Source organism: Paraburkholderia sp. GAS33, assembly GCF_050436645.1.
Lineage (GTDB): Bacteria > Pseudomonadota > Gammaproteobacteria > Burkholderiales > Burkholderiaceae > Paraburkholderia > Paraburkholderia phenazinium_B.
The window spans coordinates 862,641-877,867 of record NZ_JBNDMP010000002.1; the positions used below are offsets into that span (position 1 = coordinate 862,641).

Below are 15,227 nucleotides of genomic sequence, written 5' to 3' on the forward strand. Positions count from 1 at the left end.
TCATGACCATCCGAAATATTCTGGGTTTTGTGGCAACAGCCGTCGTATTCATTGTTGCGCTGCTGATAGGCCGCGCCTTATGGGTCCACTACATGGACGAGCCGTGGACACGCGACGGGCGGGTGCGCGCGGACGTCGTGAACATTGCGCCGGACGTCTCGGGCGCGGTGGTGGCGCTGCCGGTACACGACAACGAGCTGGTAAAGAAAGGCGATTTGCTGATGCAGATCGACCCCTCGCATTACCAGATCGCGGTCGAGCAGGCACAGGCTGCCGTGGCGGCACGCAAGGCCGAGTTGCAGATGCGCCGCGACGACGCGCAACGGCGCGCGGACATGGACAGCCAAGTGGTGTCGAAGGAAAGTCAGGAAAACGCGACGCATACGGCGTCTGCTGCGGAAGCAGCTTATGAGCAGGCGCTGGCGGCACTGGATGCGGCGAAGTTGAATCTGGAGCGCACGCGCGTGGTGTCACCGGTGGATGGATATGTGACGAATCTGAGCGTGTTCCAGGGGGACTATGCCATCGCGGGCGCGGCGAAGCTCGCTATTGTGGATAGTCATTCATTCTGGGTGTATGGTTACTTTGAAGAAACGAAGCTGCCGCACGTGAATGTCGGCGATAAGGCTGAGATGCGGTTGATGAGTGGTGGTGTGTTGCAGGGGCACGTGGAGAGCATTTCGCGGGGGATTTACGACCGCGATAATCCGCAGAGCCGCGAGCTGCTGGCTGATGTGAATCCGACTTTTAACTGGGTGAGGTTGGCGCAGCGGGTGCCCGTCCGGATTCAGATTGATCATGTCCCTGATGGGGTTGTTTTGTCGGCGGGGACTACTTGTACTGTTGTTGTTAAGGCTGGGTGAGGTTTTTGCCTGCGGCGCCTTGGTTTGGTGGTTGTTCTTGCGGTGTTGGCCTTTCCTTGCATTCTTAGTGGTCTATTAGCGATGCCCCTGTGCGGGGCGGCACTTACTTTCTTTGCCGCCGCAAAGAAAGTAAGCAAAGAAAGCGGGCTTGCAACCGCTAGCCTGTAGGTGTCCACCACTGACATGAAGTCGGAGTGGTCCGCGCACGAGAGCTGCCTACGCACCACACCCGGTAGTGACAAGGTAATCATCAGCTCCAGCGTCGCGCTACGCGCCCCGCCGTCGGGCATAACCCATCCCGCTGGCTATTTAGGTATGCTAGCGATATTGATGAGTCTTCGTTCATCAGGATGAGGCGTTTTATCCGTCCTGCTGCCCGGGGCGCTGCAATCAACCGGTTACCTCCTTTGCAAGTGGTCCGGGGCCTCTTCCCGTGACCGTTTCCCATGCGGACGCGAACAAGCGCGAAGTGGCCGTAGCCAGGGCCGCAACGTTGTCCGCAATTCGCACCTCGGACCGGCGAAGTCCGTCAGATGGGTTCCAGGGTCGCGGCATCCGAACAGAAATACGGACATTACGGATATTTTTGCAGATACCGTCTGCACGGGCGGCCAGGATTGCTCGCCCGCCGGATTGCGCCTCGACTTTCAACGATCAATTTGCAGAATTTTCCGCACGAATTGGGATGGCACGCAGGGTAAAAACCCTTGGGAGCCAAATAAGCTCCGCATCGCGGCCTCCCAATCTTTGTAGTCCTGCTGAATCAGGCCGCGCCTCTCAAACAATCGCAAGGAGGCCAGGCCAATGACAGACCTGCAGGGCGCACTTCAGGTCCTACCGGGACGACAGGCGTACCACCTCGACGTACCCGGCACGGACAGCGCGGCGGCGCTCTCTGTGGTGTCGTTCGAGGCCACCGAGAAGATGGGTGCACCGACTGAGGTGCGTATCGTATTGACCCACCCGCAACAGCTTGCGCGCTCCGAATACCTGAGCCGTGACGCGTCGTTTGTCATCGTGCCGGACGATGGACCACCCCGGAAATTCTCCGGCTTCATCGTGCGCTTCTCAACGATCCAGAACACGAAGGATTACGTCAAGTATGAAGTCGTGTTGAAGTCGCATTTCGGGCGGCTGGCAGCAGTGACCCGAAACAGGATCTTCCAGCATGGTTCAACGCCCGAGATTCTGGCGGAGATGTTGCGCGGTCACGGAATGCTTGAGCACCAGTTCAGTTTCCGGCTACGCCGCCAGTATCCGAAGCATGCTTTTCGCATGCAGCACGGCATGAGCGACCAGAATTATGCGCATATGCTGCAGGAGAAATCGGGCATCTACAGCTATATCCAGGAGACGGAATACGGCGACCAGGTGGTGTTCGGGGACGACGTAGATCATTACATTTACGACGAATCGCAACGCGTCGTGCCGTACCGCGAAGCAGCGGGACTTGAGGCGGGCGACGTCGAGGCGGTGACGGCGATAAAGACCCACACCGTGACGGTGCCGCAGTCGTTCATGGTCGCGGATTACAACCCGGAGCAAGCCTGGGAGCGTTTGCGCGACACGTCCAACGTTGCGCCCAGCGATCCCACCACTTACGGCCAGTCCTATATTTATGGCACTCACCACCTGGACCAGGCGGGGGCGAAGTGGGAAGCGCAGCTTCGCCACGAAGCGGCCATCGCCTGGCAGGTAGTCTTTGAAGGCGACAGCAGCGTGCTGAACCTGCAGCCGGGGCGCGTGCTGGAAACAGATCTTGTTCTGCCCGATGCACCCAAAGGCCAGTTGATTGTCGAGGTCACGCACAGCGGCGCGCGCGATACGCCCTACTCGAACAGCTACAAGGCAATACCCGCTGACCGGCGCTTCCGTCTCAGGCTTGAGACGCAAACCTGGGCCAAAGTGACCGGCACGCTCAGCGCACGCGTCACCAGCCCGGACTCCTACAAATACGCATACGTAACCGCAAACGGCCACTATACGGTGCGTTTTGATGCGGACTTCGAAACGTGGCCCAACGGCGGAGAAAGTGTTCCGCTGCGCCTCGCGAAGCCGTTCGCGGGCAAGCTGCAAACCGGCATGCACTTTCCGGCGCTGGACGATGCCGAAGCCGTGATTACCTGCCGCGACGGCGACCCGGACAAGCCCGAAATCGTTGCGTTCCACCATCACAGCCAGGCACGCGACCTGGTGACAAATGACCGGCGCTGGCTCTCACGGAATGTGATCCGCACCCAGGCGAACAACAAGATCCGCTTTGAGGACTGGGCGGGCCAGGAAGGCGTCAAGCTCAGCACGGAGCACTCGGGCAAATCGCAACTGAATCTCGGCTACCTGGTTGACAACAAACTGGAAAAGCGCGGCGAAGGCTATGAGCTTCGCACATCCGGTTACGGAGTGAGCCGTGCAGGTAAGGGAATGATGGTCACGGCATATGACCGTCCAGGCGCGAGCGGGAAGCAGCTCGACATGCAGGAAACCATCGCACAACTGGAAAGCGCGCTGGCGACTGCGAAGGCGCTGGCAGCATCGGCACAAAGCGCCAAGGCAGAGCCTGCCGACACCGATGTACAGCAGCAGATGAAGGAAGATTTCGACGGGCTGAAGAAGCCGGGTCTGCTGATGAGCACCCCGGCATCGGCGGCTGTTGTCGCGGCCGGCGGCGTGCAGTTCGCGGCGCAGGACAGCATCAACGCTGTAGCCGGGAAGAACGCCGACTGGAGCGTGCTGAAACGCTTCACGGTCGCAGCAGGCGAAAAGATTTCCCTGTTCGCGCAGAAGCTCGGTGCCAGGATTTTTGCGGCAAAGGGTCCGGTCGAAGTGCAGGCACAGAATGATGCCATGTCGCTGCTGGCCTCCCAGGATCTGACGATGGAGAGCGTCAGCGGCACGGTACGCATCAGCGCGAAGAAGGAACTCACCCTCGAATCGGGCGGTGCCTTTATCCACATGAAGGACGGCAGCATTACGTTAGGTGGCCCGTTCGACCTCTTCCTGAAGGTCATTACGATTCAGAAGAAAGGCGCGCAGAGACTGTCAACCGCGGTTCCGCCATTGCCGGAATCGACGGGGGCGTTTGATGAGGCTTTCGTCGCGCATTGGGCCGGGTCCGAAGTTCCTGTCGCCAATACGCGTTATCAGATGTTCTCTGAGGGCAAGCTGATTGCCGAAGGTACAACCAATGAACATGGCGAAACGTCGCTGGCGCAGAGCCATGTCCCCCGCGGCGTTTCGATTCGGTTGAAGGGCAATTAAAAATGGCAGATGAAGACAAGGATGTGGGTTACGCGGAATCGTACATGACGCTGAAGTCATACACGAAGCGTGCCCGCGTGGAGCGTACCGCCTGTGACGATCATGTCCCACCTGCTGCGGATTCGATAATCGGACATTGCGAGTACTACTACAGGCCGTTGCAGTGCGAATACACGGAAACAGTCGAAAAGGTCACGGCGGGCAGCGCATGGGCCACCGTGAAAGCCTTCGCCACGTCCTGGGACCCGTGGACCGACAAGGAAGTCTCTGCCCGTCTGCTGCACCAGCGGCAGACGCTAATCCAGCCCGAATGTACCTCTTCCGACTGGTCCCGGCATAGCAACTTCATGATGCGGCACATCGGCTGCGGGCATAAGCCGCCCAGCTATTACGTCAGCTACGGTTACTTCTACTGTTCGAACTATGGTGCGAAATTGTTTCCGACGCTTAGCCCTGCTGGGCAAGCATGGCTTCGTAGCGCGCGGTGGTATCTACAAAAGAACATGGAAAGAGGACTTCAGCAGAACATGCAAGGAAATGTAATCCAGATGCGCAGCGTCAAGCCGGGAAACGGCAGCTTCACAATGACGGTTCCTCGATACAAGCTTGAACTGGACAGCGCCACGTTCAAGAGCTTTGCGTTCAAGACGCATCCGCTCGCCTACCTTGATGGCGGGCTGGCCGGTTTGCAGCTTCCGGACATGATGAAAATCATGGGCGGCCCCGCACTGGAAGAATGGGGCGACTGGCGAACTTACGAGCAGGTATGGGACAGCGGCAAGGTGGTTGCAGGCGATACCGTCCGCGATGCGTGGGATGCGACGAAGACCGATATCGACGACCCAGTGAGTAAGGCGCTCGGGCGGCTGATGGACGCGAAGTGACATGCGGATGCCCAGGCGCAGGACATTCATTTTCGGCAGCCTTTTCCTGGCCGCTTTTGCAACTTACGGATATCACAGCATGATTACCCCAGGCTGGCAAACTATTTCAACGACGTTCATGAAGAATGACAAACCGTATGGGGGCGGCGACTCCCGGATCAACGGAAACGAGGTTATCAGTCTCAAGATTGCTGACCCAGTAATCACTTTCAAGCCGGCTGCACAATTGAAGGACCCGCAGGTTGCGGAGCCCACCGAGGCGTGGATGAGCAATACAGCGGAAACCTTAAACCGCAACACCGTTAGCTTTTTTCGCGGCACCATCGACGGAGGGTTGACACGCCACTTCCAGCAGCCGGGACAGGATGCGGCCTGGTGGTATTCGAAAGACTGGGCCACGCAGTATGTCAGCACGGACTGGATGGACTACAAGCGGGCCGAACAAGACAAAACTCCCGCGCCGCATATCACGAAGCTCTGGCGTTCGCGCGATGGCGGCAAGAACTGGACGCAACTCGACTGGCCGGAAAGCCGGAATATCGGCCAGCTGCTTTTCCTTGATCCTGACCGGGGATACGCGGTTGGCTGGGGACCGCACGTCTGGCGCACAGCGGATGGCGGCCGCACGTGGAAAGAGATCACGGTTCCGCTCCAAGCAACTGAGGACGACGAACCGCGAAAGACCTTCGACGGCGTAGACCTTGGTCCGGACGGCACGCTGCGTGTGGCCTACTACGTGCCGGAAGAAATAGCGGACATGCAACCTGAAAGCATCGTGGAGCGGCTGAAATGGGATAGCGACGCGTTCGAGCCTGACGTGAAGCTTCCTGATCAGGTAGTCGTTTCGCTCCAGTCCGAGCAGGTACCGCCCGATTACGCCTATTCGGTTTATGCGCTATCCCGGCTCGGGCCGCCGCGCAACTGGAAGGACTTGAGTGACAACGGGCACCGGACCGGTGCGCTATCGACATGGGGAAACCGTGGCAATCAGACGGTCAAGCAGCCCCATACCTTCGATGCACGTCTGATGCTGGACGGACTCAGCGTGGGCAAGCGTGGCGTACTACTCGTGTATGCAACGGATGCCTCCGGGGAAGGTGCGCCACGCGACATGACGTTTGCCAGCAAGGACTACGGCAAATCGTGGACCGAAACCGATGACGGTATCACGCAAGGTGTTTATTTCGACTCCGCCACCAATACACAGTACGGCCTGTATGGCTATACGCTGAAAAAGCGAACCTGGTAGGCGTTCGCGTATAACGTCGGCGTTCGTAGATCCTGCCCCGTCTTTCAGGCCGACGTTGCCTTTACGGCGGTGGCAAGGAAAGGCAAACGCCGCCAGAAAAACAACCAAGGCGCCCCAGGCACCCCAACCTCACCCATTCAACCTAAACCTCCCCACCATCCCCTTCAAAGCCTTAGCCTGATCATCCAGAGCCCGCGCAGCAGCAGTAGCCTGCTCAACCAGAGCCGCATTCTGCTGGGTCCCGGCATCCATCTGCGTAACCGCGAGGTTAATCTCCTCGATACCAGAACTCTGCTCGGCAGAAGCAGCCGAGATCTCCCCCATGATATCGGTCACCCGCTTGACCGCCTTCACCACCTCGTCCATCGTATTCCCAGCATCCTGCGCGAGCGCCGACCCATTCCCCACCCGCTCTACCGACGTGCTGATCAACCCCTTGATCTCTTTGGCCGCGCCAGCACTGCGCTGCGCCAGATTCCGCACCTCAGCCGCCACCACCGAAAATCCGCGCCCCTCTTCCCCCGCGCGCGCGGCCTCGACAGCCGCGTTCAAAGCGAGAATGTTCGTCTGGAACGCAATCCCCTCAATCACCCCAATGATGTCGCCAATGCTCTTCGCGCTGTCGTTGATCTCGATCATCGTCGACACCACGCGGCTCACTACCTCGCCGCCCTTCTCCGCAATCTCCGAAGCATTATTCGCCAGCGTGCTCGCCTGCCTGGCGTTGTCGGCGTTCTGCCGTACCGTCGAGGTCAACTGCTCCATGCTGCTCGCCGTGCGCTCCAGCGCCATCGCCTGCTGCTCGGTGCGCTGCGACAGGTCCAGATTACCCATCGAAATCTCGCCCGATGCCGTCGCAATCGCGTCAGCACTCGCCGCGATATCCGACACCGTCGTCGACAGTCCGCTCTGCATGTCATGCAGCGCCGATAGCATGCTCGAATGATCGTTGCGTGCCAGCGCAATCTGGTTCGACAGATCACCCGCCGCAATCCGGCTCGCAATCTCCTTCGCGTACACCGGCTCGCCACCCAGTTGACGCGCCAGCCGTCGCACCACCCATTCGCTGATCACAAACGCCAGCACGATCAGGCCGATTGTCATCGCCGCCATCGTCACGTACGACGAGTGGTAGATGAACGCCGAGGCGTCGATGGTCGCCTTCGCGGCCACGCTGCGCTGCTCGACCAGCGCGTCCACCATCTTCTCTAGCTTTTCGGTCTCCACCAGCAAGGACACATCCTGCATGCCCACCTGCCAGTTCATCTGCGACAGATCGAGCGGCTGTGCCTTCACCAGCTTCACGAAATCGCGCAGGTGGCCGCTCCACGTCCCGACCGCCGCGGCGAATTTCTTCTGTTGCGACACCTGATCCGCATCGGCAGGATCGACATACTGCTGCAGCGTGTTGATCTGCGTCGACAGGCCGGCGAGACCCTTGTCGATGTCCGAGCCGAGTTCGTCGCGCTCCTTGGCCGTCGTCGCGGTCAGCAGCATCTTCTGCGCACGGCTCGCGCGCAGCACATAACCTCGCGCTTCTTCGGCCGCGCGGCTCGCTACGTGGCCCTGGTCGTAGATCGATTGCGCCGATCCGTTGAGCCGGCTGATCTGCGCCAGCGAAAACACCCCGATCACCAGCGTACCGATCAGCACCGCGGCGAAAGCCAGTCGGAGCGTCGCCTTCACGGACAAACCCTTGAGCCGCCCAACCGGCGCGCGCGAACCGGACGGACCGCCCGCCGGTTCGTCACTCGCTACGAAACCGACACCCGGCTGGCTGCCCAGCGAAACTGCTTTCATATTGGGTCCTCACGTATGACCAGCCGGAAAGGTCGGTTCCGGCATTCCTTGTTATCTCTTCGGGTCTACGGCACCAGCGGCAGCAATCTTTAGAGCCGCCGTCGTGCAGTGTTCCGCCCCCAATGCGCGTCCACTATGTGAACAGCGTGCCAGCGACGGCTTTATACACAGCCAAAATTCCCCCTGACAGAACGCACCGAAACATTGCAAATGGTCGGTCTTTGTGACCGACGCACGGCAGATCGCCCCACCGTGGTGCCAGCATTACGTCGTTCGATGTCTGATTCGCGACAAAACTTGTCCGAACATTTCATGCAAGCCACATTACACTTCATGAAACGTCAGATAGTTCCCCGTAGTGTGACGATATGGCGCAGACGGTATCGTCACCCAGCGGATCCGGCCCGCTCACTTTCTCCCCTCTCTCACGCGCATGGAAACGAGCCTCGATAAAAACGCCCTCGCTGGCGGTTCAAGCATCCCCGCCGCTGTCCCTCTGGCCGTCAAGGCCCAACGCACCGTGTACTCGGTGCTCGGCGCAATCAGCTTCTCGCATCTGATCAACGACATGATCCAGTCGCTGATCCTCGCGATCTATCCGATGCTGAAGGACAACTTTTCGCTGTCGTTTGGGCAGATCGGCCTGATCACGCTGACCTACCAGATCACGGCGTCGCTGCTGCAGCCGCTGATCGGCATCTACACCGACAAACATCCGAAGCCGTATTCCCTGCCTGTCGGCATGGGCTTTACGCTGGCCGGCCTGCTGCTGATGTCGGTAGCGCCGAATTTCGGCATTCTGCTGGTGGCCGCGGCACTCGTCGGCTGCGGTTCGTCGGTGTTCCATCCGGAGTCGTCGCGAGTCGCGCGGATGGCCTCGGGTGGCCAGCACGGTCTCGCGCAGTCGCTGTTCCAGGTGGGCGGCAACGCCGGCTCGTCGCTCGGACCGCTGCTCGCCGCACTGATCATCATTCCGCACGGCCAGCGCAGCATTGCATGGGTCTCGGTGGCGGCACTGGTCGCGATCGTCGTGCTTACGCAGATCGGCCGCTGGTACAAGCGTCATCCGGCCACCAAAAAGGCCAAGGGCGCGCAGGCCGGCCATGCGACGCTGTCGCGCAACAAGGTGCTGTTCGCCATGAGCGTGCTGATGCTGCTGGTGTTCTCGAAGTACTTCTATCTCGCCAGCATCAACAGCTACTTCACGTTCTATCTGATCGACAAGTTCCATCTGCCGGTCCAGGCCGCGCAGATCCACCTGTTTGTGTTCCTCGCGGCGGTCGCGGCGGGCACGATCATCGGCGGTCCGGTGGGTGACCGGATTGGCCGCAAGTACGTGATCTGGGTGTCGATCCTCGGCGTCGCGCCGTTCACGCTGCTGATGCCGTATGCCAACCTGTTCTGGACCGGCGTCCTCACGGTCGTGATCGGCGTGGTGCTGGCGTCGGCGTTCTCGGCGATCCTCGTCTACGCGCAGGAACTGATTCCAGGCAAGGTCGGGATGGTCGCGGGGCTGTTCTTCGGCTTTGCGTTCGGCATGGGCGGGATCGGCGCGGCAGTGCTCGGCCAACTGGCCGACGCGACCAGCATCGCTTATGTGTACAAGGTCTGCTCGTTCCTGCCGCTGATCGGCGTGCTGACGGTGTTCCTGCCCGATGTCGAGGGAAAACGCGCGAAGGCGTGAGTTTCGTGCGACGTGAGGATGGACGGAGAAAGGCGCTGCGGCGCCTTTTTTCGTTTTGCGGGCCGAGCCGGCTAAAACACCATTGCGATCGAGGCATCGGGTTTGCTAACACCGTGCCTATGGTGAACCCGCGTTGTCCGCGCCTGCACGCCTGCTCTATGCTGTGCGGACACGCACCGTCACGCTCGCTCACAACATATCGCAGGAAGGATCGCCGCCGATGACCCGTTACCGCGAGTTCCACCGCCGTTCCATCGAAGCCCCTGAAGACTTCTGGCGCGATGAAGCGCGGCGCATCCATTGGGAGACGCCGTTCGAGATGGTGCTCGACCGCTCGAATCCGCCGTTTGCGCGCTGGTTCGTCGGCGGCCGGACCAACCTGTGCCATAACGCGGTGGACCGGCATCTCGCCGAACGCGCCCAGCAGAATGCGCTCGTCTATGTCTCGACGGAAACCGGCATCGAGCGGCGCTACACGTACGCGGAGCTATACGCCGAAATCAACCGCATGGCCGCGGTGATGCGCTCGCTCGGCGTCAAGCGTGGCGATCGCGTGCTGATCTATCTGCCGATGATCCCCGAAGCGGTGTTCGCGATGCTCGCCTGCGCCCGGCTCGGCGCGATTCACTCTGTCGTGTTTGGCGGTTTTGCGGCGCCGAGTCTCGCAGCGCGCATCGACGATGCAACCCCGGCGCTGATCGTGACCGCCGACGCCGGCGCGCGCGGCGGCAAGGTGATCGACTACACGCCGCTCGTCGACGAAGCGCTCGCCCGCGCGCAGCACAAGCCGCCGCATGTGCTGCGGATCGACCGGCAGCTTGCACCGGAGCGTCTGAACGCCAGCTACCTCGTCGACTACGAGCCGCTGCGCGAGCAGTTTTTCGACGCGCATGTGCCATGCGAGTGGCTGGAGTCGAACGAGCCCTCGTACGTGCTGTACACGTCGGGCACCACCGGCCGTCCGAAAGGCGTCGTGCGCGACGTGGGCGGCTATGCGGTGGCGCTGGCGGCATCCATGGAATACATCTACGAGGGGCGCGCGGGCGACACGATGTTCACCGCTTCGGACATTGGCTGGGTGGTCGGCCACAGCTACATCATTTATGCACCGTTGATCGCGGGCCTGACTACGGTCATGTACGAAGGCACGCCGATCCGCCCGGACGGTGGCATCTGGTGGCGGCTTGTCGAACAGCATCGGATCAACCTGATGTTCACCGCGCCGACCGGCTTGCGCGTGCTCAAGAAGCAGGACCCGGCACTGCTGAAGAAGTACGACCTGTCGAGCCTGCGCACGCTGTTTCTGGCCGGCGAGCCGCTCGACGAACCCACGGCCTCGTGGATCTCCGACGCGCTCGGCAAACCAGTGGTCGACAACTATTGGCAAACCGAGACCGGCTGGCCGATGCTCGCCATCCAGCGCGGCGTCGAGGCGTTACCGCCGAAGCTCGGTTCGCCCGGCGTGCCGGTGTACGGCTACAACCTGACGCTGCGCAACGAGCAGACCGGCGACGTCTGCGCAACAGGCGAGAAAGGCGTCATCACGCTCGGCTATCCGCTGCCACCAGGTTGCATGTCGACGGTGTGGGGAGACGACCGGCGTTTCGTCAGTACGTACTGGTCGAGCGTGCCGGACCAGCAGCTCTATTCGACCTTCGACTGGGGCATTCAGGATGACGATGGCTACGTGACGATCCTCGGGCGCACCGACGACGTGATCAACGTCGCGGGTCACCGGCTCGGCACGCGGGAGATCGAGGAAGCGATCTCGAGCCATAAGGCCGTGGCCGAGGTCGCGGTGGTGGGTGTTGCGGATCCGCTGAAGGGCCAGGTGGCGCTGGCGTTCGTCGTGTTGCGCGATGCGGACCGCTATGCGGCGGACAAAGCGCGCCTGAAACTCGAGGCCGAGCTGGTTTCGACGGTCGACCGCCAACTCGGCGCCATTGCGCGGCCGGCGCGGGTGCATTTCGTAGCGATGCTGCCGAAGACGCGTTCAGGCAAGCTGCTGCGCCGCGCGATCTCGGCGCTGGCGGAAGGCCGCGATCCGGGCGACCTGCCGACTATCGAGGATGCGAGCGCATTGCAGCAGGTGCGCGACGCGCTGGCGGCGGGCGCGGGTGGGAAGGCCTAAACGCGCGCCTGCAAGAACCGCTTGAGAATACCGTTCGAGTAGGTCCCGGCGATCTCCGTCAAAAACGTAGCAAACGACGCGGGTGCATGGGCGTCCGCCGTATCGGACACCGTGCGCACGATCGCACACGGCACGCCGTACTCGTGACAGACCTGCGCGATCGCTGCGCCTTCCATCTCGACCGCGAGCGCATCCGGCAATGCCTCGCGCAGCGCCTCGACGGCCGCCGCGCTGGCGACGAACTGATCGCCGCTGATGATGAGGCCCCGGTGCACCTGCGGCAGTTGCGTGCCGAAGCGTGTCGCGACCGCCTCGCCCTCTTCCGCGACAAAACGTTCAGTCGCCGCCGCGAGTTGATCCGCCAGCACCTGATCCGCAGCGAACCGCGCGATGCCGAGCAATGGCACCTCGAAACGCGGAAACAACGGTGACGCATCCAGATCGTGTTGCACCAGAGTATCGGCGACAACCACATCGCCAATCCGCACTTCACGCCCCACGCCGCCAGCGACACCAGTAAACACCACCGCTTCGACATCGAACGCATGAATCAGTGCGCTGACCGTTGCTGCGGCGGCCACCTTGCCGATCCGCGCCAGCGTCACGACACAAGGCGCGCCATGCACAGTGCCGAGGTGATAGTCGCGGCGCCCGTGCGTGACCGTACGGACACCAGACTCCGCCCGCATCGCCTCGACCAGATCACCGAGTTCCTGCGGCAACGCCGCCATTACCCCGAGCGGACGACGACCGCCCGCCGCTCCGGTTTGCGCCGTGCTCATTCGACCGCCTGCAGTTTGGCGACGGCGAGTGCCAGCCACTTTTCGCCGTGCCGCTTGAACTTGACCTGCGCTTTCGCATCGGCACCACCGCCTTCGAGCGCGATGATCGTGCCTTCGCCAAACTTGGTGTGAAACACCTGCTGGCCGACCCGGAAACCGCTTTCGGCCGCGCGCGTTTCATTGGCGAAAGCCGGCAGCGGCGCCGAGGTCGAAGACGACGGGCCCGTGTAACCCGGCCGCGCAAACCAGTCGCGGCCATAGCCGGCGTTATCGGAGCGGCCACCCCAGCGCGAACCCGCCTCGACCTTGGGCGTGAGCCACTTGAGCGTTTCCTGCGGCAACTCGTCGAAGAAACGCGAGCGGATGTTGTAGCGCGTCTGGCCATGCAGCATCCGGCTCTGCGCGAACGACAGGTACAACCGCTCCTTCGCACGCGTAATCGCAACGTACATCAGACGGCGCTCCTCTTCGAGGCCGTCGGTTTCCATCGCGCTGTTCTCGTGCGGGAACAGGCCTTCTTCAAGGCCCGTGATGAACACCGCGGTAAACTCGAGGCCCTTGGCCGCGTGGACCGTCATCAACTGCACGGCTTCTTGGCCCGCCTGCGCCTGGTTGTCGCCCGCCTCCAGCGACGCGTGCGACAGGAAGCCGGCGAGCGGCGTCATCGTGTCGGGGTTTTGCGCGGGGTCGGTGACGTCCGGCGCATCGAGGACGACGATATTGGGGTCGTCCGTTTCCGCCACGAGCTCCGGCGCGGACGTCGCACCCGGACGCAACGGAATGGAGCGCGCCGGCGTATCGAGACCGTAGCCTTCTTCACTGACGAACGCTGCGGCCGCGTTGACCAGTTCCTGCAAGTTTTCGAGGCGGTCCTGACCTTCGCGCTCGGTCTGATAGAACTCCGACAGACCGCTCGCGCGCACGACATATTCGACCGTTTCCGGCAGGCTCATCTGCTGCGTTTCCGCGCGCATCTTGCCGACCAGATTGGCGAAGCTGGCGAGACTTGACCCTGCCTTGCCGGCGACGTACGGAACCGCCGCGGCCATCGAGCAGTTGTAGAGACGCGCGGCGTCCGCGAGCTGCTCGATCGAGCGCGCCCCGATGCCACGAGTCGGAAAGTTGACGACGCGGGAAAACGCGGTGTCGTCGTTGGGATTGTCGATCAGACGCAGATAGGCGAGCGCATGCTTGATTTCCTGACGTTCGAAGAAGCGCAGGCCGCCATACACCCGGTAGGCGATACCCGCGTTCACCAGCGTATGTTCGATGGTGCGCGACTGCGCGTTGCTCCGGTACAGCACGGCGACTTCGCTACGCGAGGTGCCGGTGCTGATGAGCGCCTTGATTTCCTCGACGATCCAGCCGGCTTCCTGGGTATCGGTGGCGGCCTCATAGACGCGCACCGGCTCGCCGTGGCCCGCATCGGTGCGCAGATTCTTGCCCAGACGCCGCGAGTTATTGGCGATCAACTGATTGGCCGCATCGAGGATGTGGCCGTGCGAGCGATAGTTCTGCTCGAGCTTGATCAGATGCTGGACATTGAACTCCTGTTCGAAGTCGCGCATGTTGCCGACATTTGCACCGCGAAACGCGTAGATAGACTGATCGTCGTCACCAACGGCGAAGATCGAATTGGTCTGCCCGGCGAGCAGCTTGAGCCACGCATACTGGAGCTTGTTGGTGTCCTGAAACTCGTCGACGAGGACGTGCCGGAAGCGCGCCTGATAGTGAGCACGCAGCGGCGGATTGTGGGCGAGCAGTTCGAAGCAGCGCAGCAACAGTTCGGGGAAATCGACGACACCTTCGCGCTGGCACTGCTGGTCGTAGGCCTCGTAGAGCTCGACGAATTTGCGGTTGAAGTTATCGGTAGCGTCGACGTCTTTGGGGCGCAGGCCCTGCTCTTTCGCGTTGTTGATGAAGTACTGGAGATTCTTCGCCGGGTACTTTTCATCGTCGATGTTCAGGCCCTTCATCAGACGCTTGATCGCGGAGAGCTGGTCGGCGGTATCGAGAATCTGGAAGGTAGCGGGCAACGCGGCATCGCGATGGTGAGCGCGCAGCATTCGGTTGCAGAGGCCGTGGAAGGTACCGATCCACATGCCTCTGGTGTCGATGGGCAGGAGCGCTTGCAGGCGCGCCATCATTTCGCGGGCGGCCTTGTTGGTGAACGTCACTGCGAGGATGGTTGCGGGCGACGCCAGGCCTTGCTGGATGAGCCACGCGATTCGCGTGATGAGGACGCGGGTTTTGCCGCTGCCCGCGCCGGCCAGAATCAGTGCCGGTTCGTTTGGCAGTGTTACCGCTGCGTGTTGTTCGGGGTTCAGGTTACTGAGGAGTTCGGGCATTTTCCAGGGGTCGGCGGCGGTTTGTCCGTCATTATAAGGTTCGGGGGTAGGTTTGGTTTTTGCCTTCGGCTGGTTGTTGTGCCTGCGGCGCCCTGGTTTGGGTTAACCGCCAAACCGGGGCGCCGCAGGCGGCGAGGGTGTAAATAGTTTTGTGTAAACGGTCATTTGGCAGGAGACTGCCAGTAACAGGAGCGACGATGACCGTAGCGAAACGCAATAAACGGGTAA

General features: G+C 61.5%; 10 protein-coding genes. 6 read left to right on the plus strand and 4 right to left on the minus strand.

The window, feature by feature from the left end; all coding sequences use genetic code 11:
- The first annotated feature begins 2 nt into the window (after positions 1–2).
- The 4 genes from P3T24_RS10175 to P3T24_RS10190 all read left to right on the plus strand — a co-directional run bounded on the left by P3T24_RS10175 (position 3) and on the right by P3T24_RS10190 (position 6,254).
- Positions 3–863, plus strand: coding sequence for an efflux RND transporter periplasmic adaptor subunit (locus tag P3T24_RS10175; RefSeq protein ID WP_074263942.1), 861 nt, complete (start codon positions 3–5; stop codon positions 861–863).
- Between the two features lie 804 nt (positions 864–1,667).
- Complete coding sequence (locus P3T24_RS10180) at positions 1,668–4,121, plus strand: type VI secretion system Vgr family protein (RefSeq protein ID WP_429434249.1); 2,454 nt, start codon at positions 1,668–1,670, stop codon at positions 4,119–4,121.
- Positions 4,122–4,123: 2 nt separating this feature from the next.
- Positions 4,124–5,005 (plus strand): hypothetical protein, encoded by an 882-nt coding sequence (locus P3T24_RS10185; RefSeq protein ID WP_429434252.1) that lies wholly within the window; start codon positions 4,124–4,126, stop codon positions 5,003–5,005.
- 82 nt (positions 5,006–5,087) lie between these two features.
- Complete coding sequence (locus P3T24_RS10190; RefSeq protein WP_429434318.1) at positions 5,088–6,254, plus strand: WD40/YVTN/BNR-like repeat-containing protein; 1,167 nt, start codon at positions 5,088–5,090, stop codon at positions 6,252–6,254.
- A 129-nt stretch (positions 6,255–6,383) separates the two neighbouring features.
- Here the strand turns inward: P3T24_RS10190 and P3T24_RS10195 are convergent, their stop codons facing one another.
- Positions 6,384–8,054, minus strand: coding sequence for a methyl-accepting chemotaxis protein (locus tag P3T24_RS10195; RefSeq protein WP_429434254.1), 1,671 nt, complete (start codon positions 8,052–8,054; stop codon positions 6,384–6,386).
- Positions 8,055–8,487: 433 nt separating this feature from the next.
- Between P3T24_RS10195 and P3T24_RS10200 the strand changes: the two genes are divergently transcribed.
- Both P3T24_RS10200 and P3T24_RS10205 read left to right on the plus strand, forming a co-directional pair.
- A complete protein-coding gene (locus P3T24_RS10200; protein ID WP_429434257.1) occupies positions 8,488–9,738 on the plus strand; it encodes an MFS transporter in 1,251 nt (416 codons plus the stop codon).
- Positions 9,739–9,901: 163 nt separating this feature from the next.
- Positions 9,902–11,869 (plus strand): propionate--CoA ligase, encoded by a 1,968-nt coding sequence (locus tag P3T24_RS10205; RefSeq protein WP_429405461.1) that lies wholly within the window; start codon positions 9,902–9,904, stop codon positions 11,867–11,869.
- Here P3T24_RS10205 and P3T24_RS10210 read toward each other — a convergent pair.
- The 3 genes from P3T24_RS10210 to P3T24_RS10220 form a co-directional block, all read right to left on the minus strand.
- Positions 11,866–12,651: a 5'-methylthioadenosine/adenosylhomocysteine nucleosidase gene (locus tag P3T24_RS10210; RefSeq protein ID WP_429434260.1), complete on the minus strand. Its 786-nt coding sequence runs from the start codon at positions 12,649–12,651 to the stop codon at positions 11,866–11,868. The genes P3T24_RS10205 and P3T24_RS10210 overlap by 4 nt on opposite strands.
- On the minus strand, positions 12,648–14,999 hold the full coding sequence (locus P3T24_RS10215) for a UvrD-helicase domain-containing protein (RefSeq protein WP_429434263.1): 2,352 nt from the start codon (positions 14,997–14,999) through the stop codon (positions 12,648–12,650). Before P3T24_RS10215 ends, P3T24_RS10210 begins: the two co-directional genes overlap by 4 nt.
- Before the next feature lie 31 nt (positions 15,000–15,030).
- Positions 15,031–15,227, minus strand: a 197-nt coding sequence (locus P3T24_RS10220; protein WP_429434265.1) for a hypothetical protein, incomplete at its 5' end; no start/stop codon positions are given.

Coding starts and splice junctions, on each gene's coding strand:
- P3T24_RS10185 (WP_429434252.1), top strand. CDS start 4,124: ATGGCAGATGAAGACAAGGATGTGGGTTACGCGGAATCGTACATGACG.
- P3T24_RS10215 (WP_429434263.1), bottom strand. CDS start 14,999: ATGCCCGAACTCCTCAGTAACCTGAACCCCGAACAACACGCAGCGGTA.
- P3T24_RS10195 (WP_429434254.1), bottom strand. CDS start 8,054: ATGAAAGCAGTTTCGCTGGGCAGCCAGCCGGGTGTCGGTTTCGTAGCG.
- P3T24_RS10200 (WP_429434257.1), top strand. CDS start 8,488: ATGGAAACGAGCCTCGATAAAAACGCCCTCGCTGGCGGTTCAAGCATC.
- P3T24_RS10175 (WP_074263942.1), top strand. CDS start 3: ATGACCATCCGAAATATTCTGGGTTTTGTGGCAACAGCCGTCGTATTC.
- P3T24_RS10210 (WP_429434260.1), bottom strand. CDS start 12,651: ATGAGCACGGCGCAAACCGGAGCGGCGGGCGGTCGTCGTCCGCTCGGG.
- P3T24_RS10180 (WP_429434249.1), top strand. CDS start 1,668: ATGACAGACCTGCAGGGCGCACTTCAGGTCCTACCGGGACGACAGGCG.